An 18002-nucleotide genomic window follows, 5' to 3' on the forward strand; every position below is an offset into this window, starting at 1 on the left:
AATCGCCCTTATTCTTTCTCGTCTGGCATAGCAGGATCTTGTTTGTCACCTGCATGCCCGAAGGATTGACGCATTTGTGTATCCGCAGCAATGTTTTGCATGTTGTAATAATCCATTACGCCCATTTTGCCGCTTTTCAATGCTTCGGACAAAGCGAGTGGTACTTGTGCTTCGGCTTCTACTACTTTTGCCTTCATTTCTTGTACGCGCGCGATCATTTCCTGCTCTTGGGCTACCGCCATGGCGCGACGCTCTTCCGCTTTCGCTTGGGCAATACGCTTATCTGCTTCCGCTTGGTCGGTTTGCAATTGTGCCCCGATGTTCTTCCCTACATCCACGTCCGCAATATCAATTGAGAGAATTTCAAAAGCAGTTCCGGCATCCAAACCTTTGTTCAATACCGTTTTGGAGATCAGGTCCGGATTTTCCAATACGTCCTTATGTCCTTTTGACGAACCAATTGTCGATACGATCCCCTCACCTACGCGGGCGATAATTGTTTCTTCACCAGCACCACCGACCAATCGATCGATGTTGGCACGAACCGTTACTTTTGCACGAGTCCGCAGCTCGATACCGTCCTTTGCCATTGCTGCTACCACAGGTGTTTCAATTACTTTTGGGTTAACGCTCATTTGTACCGCTTCCAATACATCACGACCAGCCAGATCAATTGCTGCTGCTCGTTCGAAGCCAAGTGGAATATCTGCGCGTTGTGCTGCTACGAGCGCATCTACTACACGGTCTACGTTACCGCCTGCGAGATAATGGCTCTCCAATTGGTTGGTATCCAGCTGCAAGCCCGCTTTGCGCGCTTTAATCAACGGATTCACGATACGAGATGGTACGACGCGACGCAAGCGCATAGCGACGAGGGTAATAATCCCGATATTCACACCGGAAGCCAGCGCAGAAATCCAGAGCATGACTGGTACGAACGAGAAGAAAACGGAAAGTACGACGATGGCTACTGCCACCATAAAAATAAGGGGAATCAAACCGCCTTCAAACATATAGAGCTCACTCCTTTTGTTCTAGTTCAGCAACGACGATACGCGTGCCTTCTACTTGCACAACGGTGATGGCGGTACCCGCTTCGATGAAACCACCAACCGATACTGCATCCACACGTTTTCCTTCCACCTTGACGACCCCTGCCGGGCGCAATGGTGTTACGGCGATGCCTGCTTTTCCTTCCAGCTCACGCTGATCGCGCGGAGCTACGTAACCTTCTTCATTGCGCTGTGTGTCACCCAAGACAAACTTGTTGAATAGACCTTTGACCCCGTATTTCTTCACTAACAGGAACGTTACAATTGCCGTGATCAAAGCGGCCACACCCAGAGATGCGAGCCCTTGCTGCGTGTCGTAGGCTGCCATCACGAGGCCTGTCACAATGCTCACGAAGCCAATCGCACCAACAATGCCACCCGGAAGAAAAATTTCCAGAAGCATCAGTAAGATTCCGATGGCAAACAGTCCGATGTGCAACCAGTTGGCAAATCCCGCTACATAATGCCCGAAGAAATACAGACTAAACGCAACAAACGAAATCGTCCCTGCGACACCAAAGCCAGGGGCAAACAGTTCTACTACAATCCCTCCCAATCCAATGATGAGCAGAAGACTCATCACAATGGGACTCGTCACCCATCTAGCTACCAGCTCTCCACCTGTTGGCTCAATCGCCTGAAGGGAATCTGGCTGAATACCAAGCTTTTTGAGCAGTTCTTCCTTATTGGACACCACATCATCCGCATAGCCCAACTGCTTCGCTTGTTGGGCATCGAGAGAAAGCACCGTGCCTTTTGGCTTTAATCCCGGGAATTCTGTATCGATTTCCACCATCGCGCGAGCAACGTCAGGATTGCGATTGTTCAGCTCAGCTGCCGCCTTCATTTTATTGCTCCAGCCGGAAATGAACTTGATGTCTGCTGCATTCCCTGCCAAGTCAATCGGTGCGGCTGCCCCCATGCTACTGCCAGGAGTCATAATAATTTCATTGGCATTCAGGGCAATGTAAGTACCCGCTGAAAAAGCCTGGTTATCAATGTAGGCTATCACATGCATGGGAGCCTGACGGATCAACTGCCCAATCTGGTCGGCAGCGTTTACTTCTCCACCTGGCGTATTGATATGCAAGATAACAAGGTCTGCCTGCTGCTCCTGTGCGTCAGCAAATGCTCTGTGTAAAAAGCTCTCCAGCCCTCGCTCGATCGTGCTATCTACTGGAATCCAGACAGCTTTTTGATAGGTCTGGGCTGTTGTGGATGCGGGAGCAAGAAGCATCGTCATTCCCATGATCAGGCAAAGAAGTGAAAAAAGCAATCGCACGCGGCTTTTTACTAGCCTTGTTGCACTCATTGCATGTACCTCCTTTCCTTCTATCAGCTTCAACGTATGTGCAATAAGGTATACGAAAGAGCGTGGCAATCGTTTCATATTTATTTCACATTTGGAAAAAAAGAAAAACCCAACCTTTGCAGGTTGAGTTTTTCTGTTCGTATCTATATGAGGTGTTACTCTCGTCTACGATGGTAGTTCCTCAGATACAATCTTTTGCACGAGGTTTCCGTCTGCTCTGCCTTTCACTTTCGGCATGATCGCACCCATCACTTTGCCCATCTCCTTTTTGGAGGAGGCATTGGTAGCTGCGATACCTTCCCGAACGATATCACGAATTTCGTCTTCGCTAAGCTGAGCGGGTAAGTAAGCGGAGAGCACGTCGATCTCTTCGCGCGTTTTCGAGGCAAGTTCCACGCGGCCTGCCTTCTCAAATTCGTGGAGGGATTCACGGCGTTGTTTTAACTCACGAGTCAAGATGGTCAGCACTTCGTCTTCAGACAAAAGTCTGCCCTTGTTAATCTCTTCGTTCTTTAATGCGGCTTTCACCATGCGAATAACAGAGAGTTTTAGAGCAGCTCTGTCCTTCATTGCTTGCTTCATATCTTGATCGAGTCGCTCCATTACACTCATGATGAGCCCTCCGTCAATTAAAACTTGCGCTTGCGAGCTGCTTCGGATTTCTTCTTGCGCTTAATGCTAGGCTTCTCAAAGTGGCGACGTTTACGCAGTTCCGCCATCACCCCGGATTTTGCGCTTTCACGCTTGAAGCGGCGAAGTGCGCTATCCAAAGACTCGTTTTTCTTGACTCGAATTTCTGCCATTTGTCTTCCCTCCCTCCGCTAAAACCGTGGGACGCCTGAGTCGAACGTACGAACAGACTGTCACACTTCATTATAGGATAATTGACTAAAGAAGGTCAACCTTTAGTTCAATTTTATTCGTAAAAACCGGACAACAGGTGATAATGGATGTGGAAAACCTCTTGTCCACCCTCTTTGCCGCAGTTGTTAATCAGACGAAAGCCTGGCAGTTCCAGCTTTTTCGCCAAGAGTTGTGCTACGTGGTGGATATGCCCGATCAGCGGCAGATCCTCGGCGCTTACATCCATAAGCGTGGGAATTGGCTTACGTGGGATAATCAACAAGTGAACGCGTGCTTTTGGTGCAATATCGTGGATGACAATGACCTGTTCGTCCTCATACTCGATACGAGCAGGAATTTCACCGTCCATGATTTTGGTAAAAATACTTTTTTCCATGGGAGACTCCTTTCTTCCTATGTATGTGCCTAGTTATGTATGTAAGAATTGATCGTATCACATTCCCTCACTTTTGTCTTGCGGCGCTACCTAACGCATGGTAGCATGACTTCGAGGTTACTACTGGATCATTAGAAAACTTGGCTTCGCCAAGCTTTTTGGAGAAGCCTTAGTTGTACTTATGTCGATATGAATTTCTATAAATTCATATCAACCAAGAAAAAGGAGTTCGTGCAGATGAAACCAATTGCACTGGATCAGGCAGCAATCAACGCAGAAGGGATTTTGCTCGCTGGTTCCCCAGGGCTTGCCTTGTCATCCGTTCACTTTGATACCCGCGAGCTGACTGCGGGATCATTGTTTGTAGCGCTGACAGGCGGCGCACGGGATGGACATGATTTTTTGTTACAAGCAGCTGAACAAGGAGCTGTAGCTGCTCTCGTTTCAAATCAGGATAAGATTCCTGCGAACTTGCCAAACGATTTTGGGTTAATTCTCGTCAATGATACACTGCGTGGCTTTCAAAAGCTGGCTGCCGCTTATCGGAAAAGCTTTTCGTTCCCTCGCATCGCCGTTACAGGCAGTATCGGGAAAACAACCGTGAAGGACATCGTCGCACACGTACTAGCTAGCCGTTCGCCCGTATACAAGACGTATAAAAACTTCAACAACCACATCGGTGTACCTTTGTCGTTATTACAGATGGAGGAAAAACATCAAGCTGCTGTACTGGAGCTCGGGATGAACCACGCCGGGGAAATCGATCTGCTCGCTTCGCTGGTCCAGCCTGATATTAGCGTGATTACATTTATCGGTGAATCCCATATTGAGTATTTTGGCACGCGTGAAAAAATCGCTCTAGCGAAGGCGGAACTGCTTCCTCATACTGCTCTTGACGGGCTCGTGCTGCTCAATAAAGATTCCGAATATCTACAGTTGGTCGCCCATCTGTATCCGGGTGAAATCATGTACTACTCTGTTAATGAGAAGGCGGATATTTGGGCGGACCAAATCGAAACGATTGAAGGTGGAACCCGCTTCAAAGTGTGCTTTGCCTCCGGGGAGCATTTCGAGGCATTCCTTCCGCTGCACGGCCGCCACAGTGTCTTGAATGCACTGCCAGCTGTCGCGATTGCCAAAAGGCTCGGAATGGATACGGAGCAAATCGCTCACGCCTTGTCCACCGTTCAGCTCTCCGCCATGCGGTTTGAGCAAATTAACTCCAAGCACGGTACTGTGTATATCAGTGATGCGTACAATGCCAGCCCCGTCTCCATGGAGGCTGCCGTACGGACATTTGCTGAGCTCTACCCTGTGCGCGCAAGAGTCGTCGTGTTAGGTGATATGTATGAGCTTGGCCCAGAAAGTGCGGCTATGCACGCGGGCGTCGGAGCCTCGCTTCAAGACATCGCTGAGTGCTTCGAGCTGCTCGTGACAGTCGGTGATGATTCACGCTATCTCCATGATGCTTACACGGGGAACAAGCTGCATTTCGCTACCAAAGCAGAGGCAATGGCTGCTCTACTGCCACTGCGGGATGAAAAGCATGCATTTTTGTTCAAGGCTTCCAAAGGTATGTCATTATGGACGCTTATCACTGATCTGGAAGGTCACGAATAATAGAAAAAGAACAGCCGCCTCACGTTTGAAACGGGAGACGGCTTCTTTTTTAGCGCTTGTCCTTGTCATTCCACAGACGTTCTACCTGGATCAATTGATCTTCCTCAAAGCTTAGTTTATAAATATCGGGCATCGAGGTCTTTTTCCAAAACGAGAAATCGTACAATGAGTCGTAGTGATTCATGATGATCGTCATGATGTTTCCATGAATGCCAACCGCGACTTTTTTGCCTCGATGGTGATCCAAAACTTCCTGAAAGGCGGTGAGTCCTCTTTCCCCCGCTACTACATTGGATTCTCCCCCTGCGAAAGCAAACTCACGGTTTGCAAACACATACTCTATAGCTTGCACAAAATGTTCAAACGGCTCTCCCCAAGCGCCTAATTCCCGCTCGCGAAGACCCGGTTCCAGCTTAATTTCCTGATTCGCTTGCTTCGCTGCCGCTTCAATCGTCTTAATAGCCCTCGCATATGGGCTGGAGACAAACACGTCAATCTGTTCGTCTTTCAGGATTCCTGCTACACGCTGCGCATCTTGCAATCCCTTCTCTGACAATCCACGCGTTTCCTCCTGGTCCTGAATGTACGGCGATTCTGCGTGGCGGACCATATATACATGTGTGCGCATCCTTACACCTCCCTTTCGTTTGGGATCATTTCGATTGGGAAATCATCGCTGTTCAATGACATTGTTGAAAGGATTCAACTTTTCAGGCGAAAAAACGCTATAGTGGATCGATGCGAGATCAGCTACATAGTACGACTTCCCATCCTTCGCCCAGCCGATGATGCGATAATTGTCACTTAAACGATAATAACCAGGCATTCCCTTTTCAGGAGAGCCAAATGGATAGCCGCATTTCGTGACTTGTTTGCATGATTGAATGTACATATACGAATCTTGAGAATTGGAAGTACGAGCGTGCTGTTCTACTGCCATCTGATTTCCTGATGGCGACCAAACAATCTTGTCCAAGTAGCTCTCAGTGAACACGGAATCCTTCAAATTGACCTTTTTCCCTGTCTGCAAATCCAGCATGTATTCTTCTGTAGTAGTTCGCAAGTAACGGTACTTCATATCGTTGGAGTAAGAAGGAAATGCCGTCATTTTGTGGTCGTATTTCAGGCCAGTCGGTAAGTCTAATTCCTTGTATGCGGTTTGCGTTTTGTAAAACAGCTTTTTCGAATTTGGGACCCAGTAATACATTTCTTCGTCTGTTCCACTCCGCCACTCATACTGGTCATTCTTTTTCATTTTGAGTGTAGGCAGGTGCTGCAAGTACAAGTGACCACTTACTTTGGCATTGGAAGAGAGCATGTCCATCCGTGTGAACGCCATGTACTGTTCATCCGGTGAAACGGAAAAATCTAGGACGGGATACTGAGCTGCTGCCGGGACAAGTACCGTTTTTTTGCCGTCTGGCAGACTGAGCTTCACGATACCGCCATTTTCACGAACGTAGAGCGCGTCCTGCTTCGGCGACCATTTGCCATAGCCGGATAGCTGCGTCATCTTTTTTGTTTGCATATCGTACAAGTACGGTATAGTTCGGTCTGCCTTCCCGTATCCGATCCGCTCACCGTATACAAACCTGCCCGATGGCGACATGCTCGCTCGGTGAATCAAGGGCATGTTCGTCACGGTTTTTGTTACTTTTCCATCTATCGTCACTTTATAGATGACGACCGGCTCTGGCTTGCGAGGGTCAGCCTGCGCAGGAGCAGAGGCATTGATTTGTTCAGGGACAAGGATGCCCAGCAAGGAAATCAGTAAGCATGAGAGCAATAAGCGTTTTTTCATCAAGGGTCCTCCCGAATATGTAATCAATACCTAGACGTTCGCTGGAAGCACTTGGTTTCCCTTTGCACGAAAAAAAGATCGGAAGCACCCCTGCGCCTCCGACCCTTTTTCACTTACGCACTAACCATCATTGCCTTCCGCAACCACTCTACCTCTTCAGCTAATACACACTGCGGACTCTGACCAAACCATTCAATAGATGCAAAATAATCCGTATCCGCAATCTTTTCTAAAATAGGCCCATAATCTACAACGCCTTCACCGAGCAGTACCATTCCCTCACGATCGCCGTTAGGGGCATATACATTATGCGGAGCGAATACCGGCAGATGATTCGATGAAGAAATATTTTTCAAATGATAATGAGCTACCCACGGTCTCAATTGCTCGTACGCATTGATCGGATCAGCACCTGATTCCCAGACATGAAGAAAATCAAGATTAACTTTTAGAGCAGGATGATTGACCTCCTGCAACAAAGCAAGTGTAGAACTCATAGAATCTGTGAGCGTGTTCGGATGTGTTTCGACCAAGAGCTGAATTCCGTGCTCTTGACACATCTTACATAAGATTTGCAGATGATGCACATAGCGTGCCCGCTCTTCTGGCCCAACTTCACTACTCGCCTTCTGTCCAGCAAACGTCCTGATTTGTTTTACATGTAGCCAATTCGCCAGTGAAATGAGTCTTTTTGCTTTTTCCAGTGTACGCTGAAATCCAGATGAAGCAGCAATATCCAGATAATCGCTAAGCATGGAGATACTCATGCCTTGATCCCTGACCAACCTTACCTGCTCCTCCATCTCTAATCGATCATGATCGTACAGATGTTGAGCGTGGGTTCCCCATAACTCGATTCCATCAAAATGATGACGATGAGCAAACCGAACAATCTGTGCAAACGAAATCAACTGGTGGCGAAAAGTGATTGTGCACAATGAGAGTTTCATTTGACCTCTACCTCCACCCTTGTTCGTCTACAGTGACGAGACTTTTATCCATTTGGGTCCACAGAACAAACTGACGTTCCAACTCTTTTTTCACTTCGAGTTCAATCAAATCAATCTCTTCTAACGCCTCGATAATCGGAGGTAACAACGCCATATTCTTGGTCATCGCCATTTTGACAGACAAGTACTGAGCTGTCGTAAACCCTTGGTAGATGTCCTCCACTTTATATGCGATGCGCAAAAACTCATCACGATGGTATTGCAGGTAATCTTGCAGATAGAGAAATGCATACTCGTAGCTGTATTTACGGATCGCAATCACCTTCACCTGAGTCACTGCCGGGAGCAACATGTCCAAGTTGTATCCATTGCGCCCTTCTGCCATGTCTGTAATCAATTGCTTCAACTCAAGGGTAAACGGATTATGATCACGTTTGAGTGCTGCGTAGAAATATTCGTGGATCATTTCATAGGTTGGTTCCTTAATTTCACTCGCATCCACCATAAAGCCGCCACCGAACGGATTTTCCAAGAAGGATTTGATCACCGTCTCCTTCTTCACATTGCCCTCCCAACGAAAATCCGGGTCAAACATAAACCACTCATCTTCGTTCTCCGTCTTTGAAATCATCAAAAAATGCGGGAACGGCTTCAACGCAAATTTATTATCTCGTTCTGGAACGAGTGACATGTCTATCTGAACTAGGACAAACTGATCCTCAGTACGCTTATCAATGAGTTCTAAGAACATGTCCAGATTGGAGGCTTTATCTTTGGAATGATCGTACCATTCCGTTACTTTCGCTCGGAAAAGTCTCTCATATCCCTTGATAATCTCCTCATGATTATCAATGTAATACGTAACCACACCTTGATCCGTTATCGAGTACTCGGCATCCCATATACCAAAATAATAGGGACGATAATCAATTTTTGTGCGGCGCTTAATCACTTCGCATAGGCATGAAATAATGCAATGAACCTTAACCATTCTGTATCCCCCACTCGATGTTTGGATAGACGCTAATTCGATACATGCTGCGGTTCCAGCTGTTCAACAAAAGTAAGGAGTGATCCTACCGTTTGGAAGATTCGTGGATCTAACTCATGAGCAGGAACTACCAAGTGCAAATCCTCCTCGATATAAACAATCAGTTGCAATAGCATAATCGAATCGATATGTAGATCCTCATTCAATCGCATGGACTCCTCTAGCGTGACGATATGCGATAATTTTAATTTTTCGGTCATGATCGTATGGATTTGCTCGATTCTTTCATTTCGTGTCATTTGCTGATCGTCTCCATTTCTAATAATCGACGGCTGATTTTTCCTGTGGCTGTCTTAGGAATGCTCGTCACACATTGGATTTCGAATGGGACTTTATAGCCTGGCAAACGATCTTGGCACCATTCCCTGATTTGTTCAGGAGCAGTTCCTCCCTCTGTAATCACCTGCGCTTTCACAATCTCTCCCATAACCGGATGACGTCCACGATACACGACCACTTCTTTTGTCCCACTCATTTTCAAAATGACGTCCTCGACCTCTAAAGGAAACACCTTTAAGCCCGAAACGTTTATCACATCATCCATCCTTGATACAAATTGAATATGTCCTTCTCCTGTCCAGAAACCTAAATCCTGCGTCGCTATTTCGTTCTGTCCAATCCGAATCATTATTTCATCGGGTTGTTCTTCATTTTCACCTGCTGTCATTGTGACATGGGAAAGGGGAATTCCCAGATCTGTATGCGTCCGCATTTGTTTACTCATACTGACGCACCCCGCCTCAGAGCATCCATATTGTTGCATCAGGACGTCGCTCATACCTTGCAGCTTTAGAAACAATCCTTCTGGCATGGGAGCACCAGATGTCATTAACCGGTGAAAGCGTACCTGCTCCCGCGTAAAGCTTGATAAGATGTGATAAAAGACTGGCAGACCATAAACAATGTGCTGGGGAGCAGCTTGAATCACTTGCAACGCAAACTTCGGATTTTTGTGGGTCACAATCGAAGGCTTACTTCCCCGTTCCAGAGCTGCCAAAACGCCACATATCAAGCCATACGAGTGTGTCACCGATGCCAGCACGATCGGAGTTAGCGCTTCCTCTCCCTGAAACAACTGGTTGTAGGCATGAATTTCTGTTTGGATATCATCCCAACTTCTCCCGATGAGCTTCGCGTCCCCCGTAGTACCTGAGCTATATTGGTAGAGGGATGGTTTTTCGCTCTGTTGTTTATCCGTGATAGACAAGAAGTGCTTCGTCTCCTGATAAACAAGCCCATAACACCTTGCCTTCACTGCCATTTGATAGGCTGTTTCCATTGGGGTTTCCCCATGAATTAATAACACCGAGCCATTATGCTCACGTAAATATTGAACAAGACTAATCACGTCTAGTGGGTCAGCTATGCAGACTGCGTACCTCTTTCCTTCTGGCTGTCGAAAATGCTCCATGCTTTCGAACCCTTGCCTATGTCGCTCCATTTCATGTACAGAAATCTCATTTTGATTGACAATGATCATGCGATTAACCTCCCACAGCCATGGAATGAAGCCTTTTCCTTGCCTCGAACAAAGGATTGGGAACTTCATGCAAATGATAGTTCTCATTCGTTGTATATAGCTTTTTCTTGGTCAATTTCTCTACCTGCACGCTTGGAACAAACAGATCAAATCGCTTAAATCGCTCCGCCAATTCCGGGAATTGTTTTTGGTGACCCTCCAATACCTGAACGGCCATCTCCCAGAATTGCTCTTCGGCATATCCGTAATGCTCTTCTAATAGCCGTGCGAGTTGCCCCAGATTGATCAAAAATAATGTCTCTAACGTCAAATCTCTGACGGTTGATGTTTCATCCATGTGGAACATCACATTATCTGGTTTCGTTGCGTAATATTCGTGCACTTCCGCGAAGTTCGGGCATTTGTCTGGCTCACTCAAGAACGGTTGGCAAAAAATCAAATCTTCATGAAAATCCTTCAATGCTACCCGAGTAGGGACACCCTCCCGATGCACCAGGATCATATTCTGCCCGTGGGATTCCATCGCAATCCCGTGTTTCACAAGAATATGAACAACTGGCAATACACTGCTTTCCATTAATCGTGCAAGCCAATTCTCTAGCCCTTGCTCACGAATCCAACGATCAATGAACGGCACCCCATCCACCTCTACAGCCGCTAATGCGTTATAAGGAACCGCATCTTCTCCCGCTTCGAGATGAGGGATGAGACTTTCTCTCCACATGCACCCAATTACCCCGAATGTAACCATTTCCACCAGGTCAGAAGCAGGTGGAGGATCGTATGCCACTGCTGCAAACTCTTGGAGCATGATCACCTTTTGCACATCTCGTAAATACGAATCTGCGTCCGTTATCCCCTTGAGCCACCTCGAAACGATGGGTGCACTTGCCAGTGAATGGGGGGTGAGATGACGTGCCGCTGAAGTATTCACCACGTTGATCGAGAGTTTCAGATACGGTTTATGCGGATTACTTTTGTTAGCAAATGTGCGAATGGATTGTTGTGGACGATGACCATCAGCGCCTACGCCTAGCACAATGATCTCTTTGCGATGGATATCGTCCAGAAATCCAGGCACGATATGATTCCGCCACTGCCAAGGATGGACAGGCACGAGGGCATACTGCTCAGGATCGCATCCATGATTGACGATGATTTGCTGAAAGACTTCTTTTTGTTCTCGACCTATTTCATCCAAAAGAAGGTCATCGAAATTTCTTCCTTGATCAATGGATACTTGAGCATATTGTTTTTTTATCGCTAACCAAAGAAAATGAACTTCCTGCTTAAATTCAGGACCATAGGCAAAATGATCTGCGTAAGTAAATCCAACACGTGATTTATAGCTTGGGTGGTAAGGGTGACCGTCCATCAGATCACCTTCCAGCTCATCGTACGATTTGCCCTGCATCCGTATATCATTTTGTACCCGATAGTATTGGGATAAAGTATCCTTTAACAACGTTTGTTCCAGATCATTGGCAAAAAGCTTCAGCCTTTGTTCATCTACCGTTTTCATTCGGAATAATTCCAATAAAAAACGAGTGAGGGATATCGCTTCTGATTCTTGCTGGGCAGCTCCGCTTTGATCGTAAGCAACACGAGTAACGGGGTCCTTCCCAAGACGAACAAGTCCAAAACTAGCACTCCTCCGCCCTCGGCAACGATAGCGAATAGGCAGATTCCCCTCATCAAGCCCATGTAGGGTGTAAATCGTCTCTTCACCCTCTTGCAAGGTCTCAGGAATCAAAATTCCCTCATATAACAAAGACTCGATGCATTGTCGAAACACCCTTCTTCTCACCTGAACGTACTGTGTCGAGTGAAGTGCCTCTTCAATCGAGAAATCTTGTATTGTGAACTCCATACCTTATCCTCCAAGTCTCTTCAAGCTGGATGCTCGTAAGCTATCCAAAAGCATGCAGCTCTGCCTTTTCGGTCTGCTTTACTTTTGCTAAAGGATTATCTATGTAAACAAAAACAGATGATCTCTCTTCCGGTTGGGTTAATTCATCAAGATCATAGAAGCGCGTGAGCAGATTCGCCTTACAAGGAAGCTGTTCGCGCGTAAGTAGATTCTCCAGAAACTTCGATGCCTCTCGATTCATAGGTAAAAACTCTGTCAAAACCTCATGCATCTCTGCCAATAAGATTTGTTCATCAATTAATCCTTCTGTTCCAAATCCATTAATGAGTCCAAACATATGGTTAAAAATCATATAATAGGTGATTCGCTCATCTACAAGATGGTCTTTGTAAATGTTCCTACTCGCCTTGCCAATCCCAGGCAATTCTGCCTCTAATACTTCTTGCATCGATTCTGAGAAATAGTAGCCTTGATTATCACGATAATAGAACTGATCCGGGTATCCGTCTTTAAGAGTGACCACACTATTCTGTTGATGGGCTTCCAAGCCGATTCCGTACTTTAGATAGAGCCATACCATTGGTTTCAATGAAATATCTACATACCGCTTAAACCATTCCAAACTAACTACTTCCAGTGTCTTACCTTCCTTTTGTGCCAAATGGTGAATGATCGTTGCCAACCTACTTTTGTAACCAGGAAGTGGATCTTGCACGAGCGCAGCGATTTGTGTGACTTGCCGAGCATTACTCCCCATAAAGGGATTATCACGCAGGATCACTTCAAATCCTGTTTCTTTCTCCCGATCAAACGTGATCGTGATGTAAGCCGGATCAGAGATAAAGCCAAAGCCTGGATACTTGCGACTCACTTCACCGATCCCTGTTTCAAAAATTTGCTTCGCCTCTAAACCAATCTCCATTTCACTTAACTTGTTGATCCGTAAAGAATTCGTAACTTTGATTGGGACGGACAGCTTGAGCATGTATTTCTTTTCAGGATGATAAACCGTTCGAAGAGAGGATGTTGCCATATACTCCTCACCCGCTGGGCCCAGGTATAGAAGCAACCCTTTCTCGATCAAGGATTGAACGGCTACCTGTTCAAGCAACCATTCTGCTTGAAGCGGATGAATCGGGACGATTGAAAATGATGGATCGACATCAGATATCGAAGGAAACTCGCCCTTCAGTAATTGCGAAGCGGATTCTGTTAACCCAGATTTTTCGTGAACAATCGACGGATGGGCAGCAAACAAATGGAGTTGAAACTTCCCGCAACACTCCGGTGCATACAAAGCTTGCTTGGCCTCAGGAATTCCTTGCTGACTCTTCGGTGTTGGATGGAACAAATGACCGAACAAAAGTGCCTGCTCAGCTTCGATGAAGCTTTGATCCACCCCATATAAAATCTCCGCGTTGCTTTTGCGAGTCCTAACAAATTTCTCAATGCTTTGGCAACTTTGAATCATACGCAAGACTAATTCATCTGGAACTGCATTTTCCCCATGCTGAAGCGTTAACTCTTTTATCAAAAGAACCGCTAATGTCAAATAGTCCGCCTGAACGAAACGAGAACAGTCACCACTTCGGTAGCAAGCTGGATAATGAAACAAATGCCTGCCTGTCACCGAATGATATTTGACACCGACATAGAGGGATATCCCCTGATGCGGGAGTTCGCAATGAAGGTACGTACCTGTTGTACTCGGCTGTATGATTTTCGTTAGATGCTTCGTAATCTCGTCTTTCCGATTGATCCACTCGCCCCTACCTGTTTCTCGGAGATAACAATTGAGAAAGCTCTGCATCGTTGCATGCTCTGCGATATGCTTGACTACAAACATGTTACCTCTCCTCTTGCTTGATCCAATTTTTTTATCCAAGCATAGTGACTTACATAACTGGTAAAACGTCCCATAAATAATGTAAACGATTATCATTCTCATTTCAAGCAATAATATTCATCTTATACAGTTAGGAGAGATCGGCTGACCGAAATTAGTTCCTCCCTCCTACACAAAAAGAAAAAAGATGCCGATTCATCAGCATCTTTTTTCTCATAGTTATTCCAACTCTTCCGCATCTACAACGTTGCGACCTTTATCCGCATGTCGCTCGATAGCAAGTTGCACCAGGCGATCGATCAGCTCGCTGTAGCTCACACCCGCAGCTTGGAAAAGCATTGGATACATGCTAAACGGCGTAAAGCCTGGCATCGTATTCACTTCGTTGATATAGAGCTTGTCGTTTTTCTCATCCCAGAAAAAGTCTATGCGGGAAAGGCCAGAGCCATCGAGAGCCTGGAATGCTTGCTTGGCTATTTCCGCGATTTGTCCGGATACATGCTCGGGAACGATGGCAGGAATGGAGAGTTCTGTTCCCGCCCCTTTGTACTTTGCTTCATAATCGTAAAATTCTTTCGCGGCAATGACTTCCCCAACGACAGATGTCATCAGCTCTTCATTCCCCAAAACGCCAATCTCCAACTCACGTGCTTGAACGAACTCTTCCACAATCAATCTGCGGTCGAATTTGGCAGCTACATCTAATGCGTGTTTGAGCTCCTCACGATTTTTCGCTTTGTTAATCCCTACGCTGGAGCCCATATTCGCCGGTTTGACGAAACACGGATAGCCGAGTTCACGCTCGATCCGATCCATGACATCATCCTGGCCTTTTTCCCATTGCGAGCGCAGAAAGCCTACATATTTCACTTGTGGAAGTCCAGCCTGTGCAAAGACGGTCTTCATCATCCATTTATCCATTCCGACAGCGGAAGCCATAACTCCGGTTCCCACATACGGAATATTCGCCAATTCCAACAGTCCCTGGATCGTCCCATCTTCGCCAAATGGTCCGTGGATCACAGGGAAAACAACATCCATTTGCTCATTCATGGCAAACAGCGATCCTGGCTTGCTTGCGATCGCCAGTTCTTGCCCTGTCTCTGTTGCCTCGGTAATAGCTGGTGTTTTTGCCGACAAGCGCAACGCTTCGATCTTATCCGGCAGTTGACCAGCCAGTGTTTCCCCAGTCACCCAAGAGCCATCCAATTGAACGTACACAGGGGTTACCTCATATTTATTTGCATCTACAGCCTGCATAATGGACATGGCCGTACGCAATGAAACTTCATGCTCTGAGGATTTTCCTCCATAAATAATGCCCAGTCGAATCTTTTGATTACCCATCTGTGTCATGCTCCTTTCCCCTCCGCACAAAAACGGAGAGTCTACCCAGTTTCTACTCTCTCCTATGCTATGCAAAAGCCCAACATCTGCTCTATTTACCGGGCCGAGCCCGTCATTTAGCATACACAAACCAAACGCCAAAAACAAGAGAAGCAAGTATCACCTGCTTACGTTTTTTCTCATACCATATAAATAAAATTCCTGTCATGGAGCTATTTTTGGAGGGATTTCCATGAGAGATTATTTACTGTACTGCACGTACTGCTCTTCTTACACATTATTGCACAGCTACGATAAGGACAGCGGTTCTTTCTTGGGGGAATATTCGCTGCTGCATAACAACTACACCCGTGACCCAATCGTCTTGAACAAATTTCTCCTCGCCCATCTCGGTCACACCATCCGTACCATTCCCTCTAAGACGGATGATTACCGCCAGATCATCTGCAATGCCTCACATTTTTTGGAGGATGATATTGACAAGTACGTGGAGGAAAGTCAGCAGCGGGCTAAGTTCAAGGAGCGTGATCGGAAAAGCGAACGGGAAATTGGTCAGGTACAGTTATATCTGGTCGAGCATCTCTTGACCCACGAGCTTCAGAACTTAAGCCAGACCCGCGCTTCTACCCCCGCCGAAGGACAAGTCTTTTTAGGCAAGGAACTGGGGTTCAAGCAGGCACTCGATCTCGTCAGGCGTGTAAAAAATGATAAGCAATTATCATGAGCACTTATTTCTTGATTCGAAATGATTCACATTCTTTTTGCAACTCTTTCCGCTCGTCGCGCGTATAAAAAGAGAGACGATACAAGCGGGGGGAAAGAACATGTTTGAATACAAATTCGTCCGAGTTGAGCTGTCCTCTTTTCGACGCCAACCAAAAGAAGATTATCAGACCGTTGTCCACGAGCACGCCAAGGAAGGCTGGCGTTTGGTGCAAATCTTTGCTCCAAGCATCGGGGGCGACGGTATGGCCAAATACTTCGAATTGATTTTTGAAAAACCAAAGTCTTAACTCAGTCTGAAACCGAAAAGAAAAACAGCGCCGTTCTTAAGCGGACGCTGTTTTTCTTTTTCTCTATCGACGATCTCTTACTTCAAAGATGGCAAATTTCAAGTAATGAGCTTCGTCAGCCCCACTGATTTGTGGATGATCCTTGCCCGCGCCTCGCCATTCAATCAGGCGCAATATCTTTTTCGCATCGACCGCTGCTTCTTGAATCGTTTGCAGGAACAGCTCAGGTGACATATGGTACGAGCAAGACGCTGTAACGAGAAATCCGCCTGGACGAACGAGCTTCATCCCGTTTAAGTTAATATCTTTGTAACCGCGGCAAGCGCCTTTCACTGCTCCACGCGATTTCGCGAACGCTGGCGGGTCAAGAATGACCACATCCCAGCTCTTACCCGCCTCTACATTTTCTCGCAAGTAATCAAACGCATTGGCCACCACAAAATCAACGCGATGCAAAAAGCCATTGAGTGTAATGTTACGCTTCGCTGTTTCGATGGCGTGCTCGGAAATATCGAGAGCTGTCACTTTTTTCGCACCGTGCTTGCAAGCATTCAGGGTAAAGGAACCTGTGTGTGTAAAGCATTCCAATACCTCAGCGCCATCCCAAAACGGATTTTTGACCACTTTACCGCGCTTGTCTACTGGCACCTGCTTTGTCTCGCCGTCTACTTCCATGCTCGTCAGGGTAATGCCGTGCTTTTCGCCCCAGCCTTTCATCAATAGCGCGATGGAAGCGCGATTTTCCCGCTGATCATAGAAAAAGCCGGTCTTTTGCCCCTCTATGATATCGACATAGTATTTCAATCCGTTTTCTTCGATCAATACCTCACGCGGACACTCTCCGTACAGGACTTCTTTGCCTTGAGTCAGCCCTTCCAGTTCACGGACAGGTACATCATTGCGCAAATAAATACCTGCCGGTGCAAATACCTCTACGAGTGCATCCCGAATCCAATCGATGCGCTTCTCCATCCCCAACGAGAGAACTTGGACAACCAATGTGTCTTCGTAGCAATCGACGATGAGTCCTGGCAAAAAGTCTGCTTCCCCGTAAATGACACGGCAAGCACGCGGGTTGTCTACAAATCTCGTCCGGAATTCTGCCGCCTGCTTGATTTTGCGCAAGAAAAAGTCGTAGTTGATCTCTTCCTTTTGGTCGTAGCTCAAAATGCGCACGATCATTTGTGAAGCTGGGTTAATGTAGCCCTTTGCCAAAAAATGTCCTTTGTGATTGGTGACCTCGACGATTTCACCTGGTTCTACATCCCCTTGAATTTCCAATACCTCTGATTGAAAAATCCACGGATGTCCTACTTCTAGCCGCTTTTTCCGATGTTGATTCAATAGCACACGTGCCATACAGCAATTCCTCCTCTTGTCATGCTTGCCCTTGTACAGGCATAGCGTTATAGTAACTTGC

The 18002-nt window shown here is 46.6% G+C and carries 18 protein-coding genes; 3 read left to right on the forward strand and 15 right to left on the reverse strand.

What is annotated here, in order from left to right; all coding sequences use genetic code 11:
* Positions 1-8: 8 nt before the first annotated feature.
* The 5 genes from floA to EL268_RS19225 all read right to left on the reverse strand — a co-directional run bounded on the left by floA (position 9) and on the right by EL268_RS19225 (position 3604).
* On the reverse strand, positions 9-1013 hold the full coding sequence (gene floA, locus EL268_RS19205; RefSeq protein WP_007727625.1) for a flotillin-like protein FloA: 1005 nt from the start codon (positions 1011-1013) through the stop codon (positions 9-11).
* A gap of 7 nt (positions 1014-1020) precedes the next feature.
* Complete coding sequence (locus EL268_RS19210; RefSeq protein ID WP_106654002.1) at positions 1021-2364, reverse strand: NfeD family protein; 1344 nt, start codon at positions 2362-2364, stop codon at positions 1021-1023.
* Between the two features lie 165 nt (positions 2365-2529).
* Positions 2530-2976 carry a GatB/YqeY domain-containing protein gene (locus EL268_RS19215; RefSeq protein WP_007727628.1) on the reverse strand — a complete coding sequence of 149 codons (447 nt, stop codon included), beginning with the start codon at positions 2974-2976 and terminating at the stop codon, positions 2530-2532.
* A gap of 17 nt (positions 2977-2993) precedes the next feature.
* Complete coding sequence (gene rpsU, locus EL268_RS19220) at positions 2994-3167, reverse strand: 30S ribosomal protein S21 (RefSeq protein ID WP_007727630.1); 174 nt, start codon at positions 3165-3167, stop codon at positions 2994-2996.
* A gap of 113 nt (positions 3168-3280) precedes the next feature.
* The gene (locus EL268_RS19225; RefSeq protein ID WP_048032286.1) at positions 3281-3604 is read right to left on the reverse strand and encodes a histidine triad nucleotide-binding protein; all 324 of its coding nucleotides are present in this window, start codon (positions 3602-3604) and stop codon (positions 3281-3283) included.
* Positions 3605-3841: 237 nt separating this feature from the next.
* Here EL268_RS19225 and EL268_RS19230 point away from each other — a divergent pair, with 237 nt between their 5' ends.
* The gene (locus EL268_RS19230) at positions 3842-5224 is read left to right on the forward strand and encodes a UDP-N-acetylmuramoyl-tripeptide--D-alanyl-D-alanine ligase (RefSeq protein WP_106654001.1); all 1383 of its coding nucleotides are present in this window, start codon (positions 3842-3844) and stop codon (positions 5222-5224) included.
* Between the two features lie 49 nt (positions 5225-5273).
* Here the strand turns inward: EL268_RS19230 and EL268_RS19235 are convergent, their stop codons facing one another.
* From EL268_RS19235 to EL268_RS19275, 9 genes are all read right to left on the reverse strand, one after another.
* A complete protein-coding gene (locus EL268_RS19235) occupies positions 5274-5852 on the reverse strand; it encodes a histidine phosphatase family protein (RefSeq protein WP_106654000.1) in 579 nt (192 codons plus the stop codon).
* Between the two features lie 42 nt (positions 5853-5894).
* Positions 5895-7025, reverse strand: a complete 1131-nt coding sequence (locus EL268_RS19240) for a TolB family protein (protein WP_106653999.1) — start codon at positions 7023-7025, stop codon at positions 5895-5897.
* Positions 7026-7138: 113 nt separating this feature from the next.
* Positions 7139-7975, reverse strand: a complete 837-nt coding sequence (locus EL268_RS19245; protein WP_106653998.1) for a sugar phosphate isomerase/epimerase family protein — start codon at positions 7973-7975, stop codon at positions 7139-7141.
* Positions 7976-7982: 7 nt separating this feature from the next.
* Complete coding sequence (locus EL268_RS19250) at positions 7983-8966, reverse strand: DUF6005 family protein (RefSeq protein WP_106653997.1); 984 nt, start codon at positions 8964-8966, stop codon at positions 7983-7985.
* A gap of 32 nt (positions 8967-8998) precedes the next feature.
* Positions 8999-9265, reverse strand: coding sequence for a petrobactin biosynthesis protein AsbD (gene asbD / locus EL268_RS19255; RefSeq protein ID WP_106653996.1), 267 nt, complete (start codon positions 9263-9265; stop codon positions 8999-9001).
* A complete protein-coding gene (locus EL268_RS19260) occupies positions 9262-10506 on the reverse strand; it encodes an AMP-binding protein (RefSeq protein WP_106653995.1) in 1245 nt (414 codons plus the stop codon). Before EL268_RS19260 ends, asbD begins: the two co-directional genes overlap by 4 nt.
* Before the next feature lie 4 nt (positions 10507-10510).
* Positions 10511-12376: an IucA/IucC family protein gene (locus EL268_RS19265; protein ID WP_106653994.1), complete on the reverse strand. Its 1866-nt coding sequence runs from the start codon at positions 12374-12376 to the stop codon at positions 10511-10513.
* 40 nt (positions 12377-12416) lie between these two features.
* Entirely contained in the window at positions 12417-14222 is a 1806-nt protein-coding gene (locus EL268_RS19270) for an IucA/IucC family protein (RefSeq protein WP_106653993.1), read from the reverse strand.
* A 219-nt stretch (positions 14223-14441) separates the two neighbouring features.
* Positions 14442-15569 carry a D-alanine--D-alanine ligase gene (locus tag EL268_RS19275; RefSeq protein WP_164724582.1) on the reverse strand — a complete coding sequence of 376 codons (1128 nt, stop codon included), beginning with the start codon at positions 15567-15569 and terminating at the stop codon, positions 14442-14444.
* Between the two features lie 232 nt (positions 15570-15801).
* Here EL268_RS19275 and EL268_RS19280 point away from each other — a divergent pair, with 232 nt between their 5' ends.
* Complete coding sequence (locus EL268_RS19280) at positions 15802-16293, forward strand: hypothetical protein (protein WP_106653991.1); 492 nt, start codon at positions 15802-15804, stop codon at positions 16291-16293.
* Between the two features lie 100 nt (positions 16294-16393).
* Positions 16394-16582, forward strand: a complete 189-nt coding sequence (locus EL268_RS19285; RefSeq protein ID WP_007727654.1) for a DUF4177 domain-containing protein — start codon at positions 16394-16396, stop codon at positions 16580-16582.
* A 63-nt stretch (positions 16583-16645) separates the two neighbouring features.
* Here the strand turns inward: EL268_RS19285 and EL268_RS19290 are convergent, their stop codons facing one another.
* Complete coding sequence (locus tag EL268_RS19290; protein ID WP_106653990.1) at positions 16646-17941, reverse strand: class I SAM-dependent rRNA methyltransferase; 1296 nt, start codon at positions 17939-17941, stop codon at positions 16646-16648.
* Between the last annotated feature and the right edge of the window lie 61 nt (positions 17942-18002).

The organism is Brevibacillus brevis (assembly GCF_900637055.1).
Taxonomy (GTDB): domain Bacteria; phylum Bacillota; class Bacilli; order Brevibacillales; family Brevibacillaceae; genus Brevibacillus; species Brevibacillus brevis.

What these genes read in the sequence shown, in the direction of transcription:
- EL268_RS19270 (WP_106653993.1), bottom strand. Translation starts at nt 14,222, where the DNA reads ATGTTTGTAGTCAAGCATATCGCAGAGCATGCAACGATGCAGAGCTTT.
- EL268_RS19230 (WP_106654001.1), top strand. Translation starts at nt 3,842, where the DNA reads ATGAAACCAATTGCACTGGATCAGGCAGCAATCAACGCAGAAGGGATT.
- EL268_RS19235 (WP_106654000.1), bottom strand. Translation starts at nt 5,852, where the DNA reads ATGCGCACACATGTATATATGGTCCGCCACGCAGAATCGCCGTACATT.
- EL268_RS19210 (WP_106654002.1), bottom strand. Translation starts at nt 2,364, where the DNA reads ATGAGTGCAACAAGGCTAGTAAAAAGCCGCGTGCGATTGCTTTTTTCA.
- EL268_RS19265 (WP_106653994.1), bottom strand. Translation starts at nt 12,376, where the DNA reads ATGGAGTTCACAATACAAGATTTCTCGATTGAAGAGGCACTTCACTCG.
- EL268_RS19240 (WP_106653999.1), bottom strand. Translation starts at nt 7,025, where the DNA reads ATGAAAAAACGCTTATTGCTCTCATGCTTACTGATTTCCTTGCTGGGC.
- EL268_RS19290 (WP_106653990.1), bottom strand. Translation starts at nt 17,941, where the DNA reads ATGGCACGTGTGCTATTGAATCAACATCGGAAAAAGCGGCTAGAAGTA.
- EL268_RS19260 (WP_106653995.1), bottom strand. Translation starts at nt 10,506, where the DNA reads ATGATCATTGTCAATCAAAATGAGATTTCTGTACATGAAATGGAGCGA.
- EL268_RS19280 (WP_106653991.1), top strand. Translation starts at nt 15,802, where the DNA reads ATGAGAGATTATTTACTGTACTGCACGTACTGCTCTTCTTACACATTA.
- EL268_RS19225 (WP_048032286.1), bottom strand. Translation starts at nt 3,604, where the DNA reads ATGGAAAAAAGTATTTTTACCAAAATCATGGACGGTGAAATTCCTGCT.
- EL268_RS19285 (WP_007727654.1), top strand. Translation starts at nt 16,394, where the DNA reads ATGTTTGAATACAAATTCGTCCGAGTTGAGCTGTCCTCTTTTCGACGC.
- EL268_RS19275 (WP_164724582.1), bottom strand. Translation starts at nt 15,569, where the DNA reads ATGGGTAATCAAAAGATTCGACTGGGCATTATTTATGGAGGAAAATCC.
- EL268_RS19245 (WP_106653998.1), bottom strand. Translation starts at nt 7,975, where the DNA reads ATGAAACTCTCATTGTGCACAATCACTTTTCGCCACCAGTTGATTTCG.
- EL268_RS19250 (WP_106653997.1), bottom strand. Translation starts at nt 8,966, where the DNA reads ATGGTTAAGGTTCATTGCATTATTTCATGCCTATGCGAAGTGATTAAG.
- EL268_RS19215 (WP_007727628.1), bottom strand. Translation starts at nt 2,976, where the DNA reads ATGAGTGTAATGGAGCGACTCGATCAAGATATGAAGCAAGCAATGAAG.
- rpsU (WP_007727630.1), bottom strand. Translation starts at nt 3,167, where the DNA reads ATGGCAGAAATTCGAGTCAAGAAAAACGAGTCTTTGGATAGCGCACTT.
- asbD (WP_106653996.1), bottom strand. Translation starts at nt 9,265, where the DNA reads ATGACACGAAATGAAAGAATCGAGCAAATCCATACGATCATGACCGAA.
- floA (WP_007727625.1), bottom strand. Translation starts at nt 1,013, where the DNA reads ATGTTTGAAGGCGGTTTGATTCCCCTTATTTTTATGGTGGCAGTAGCC.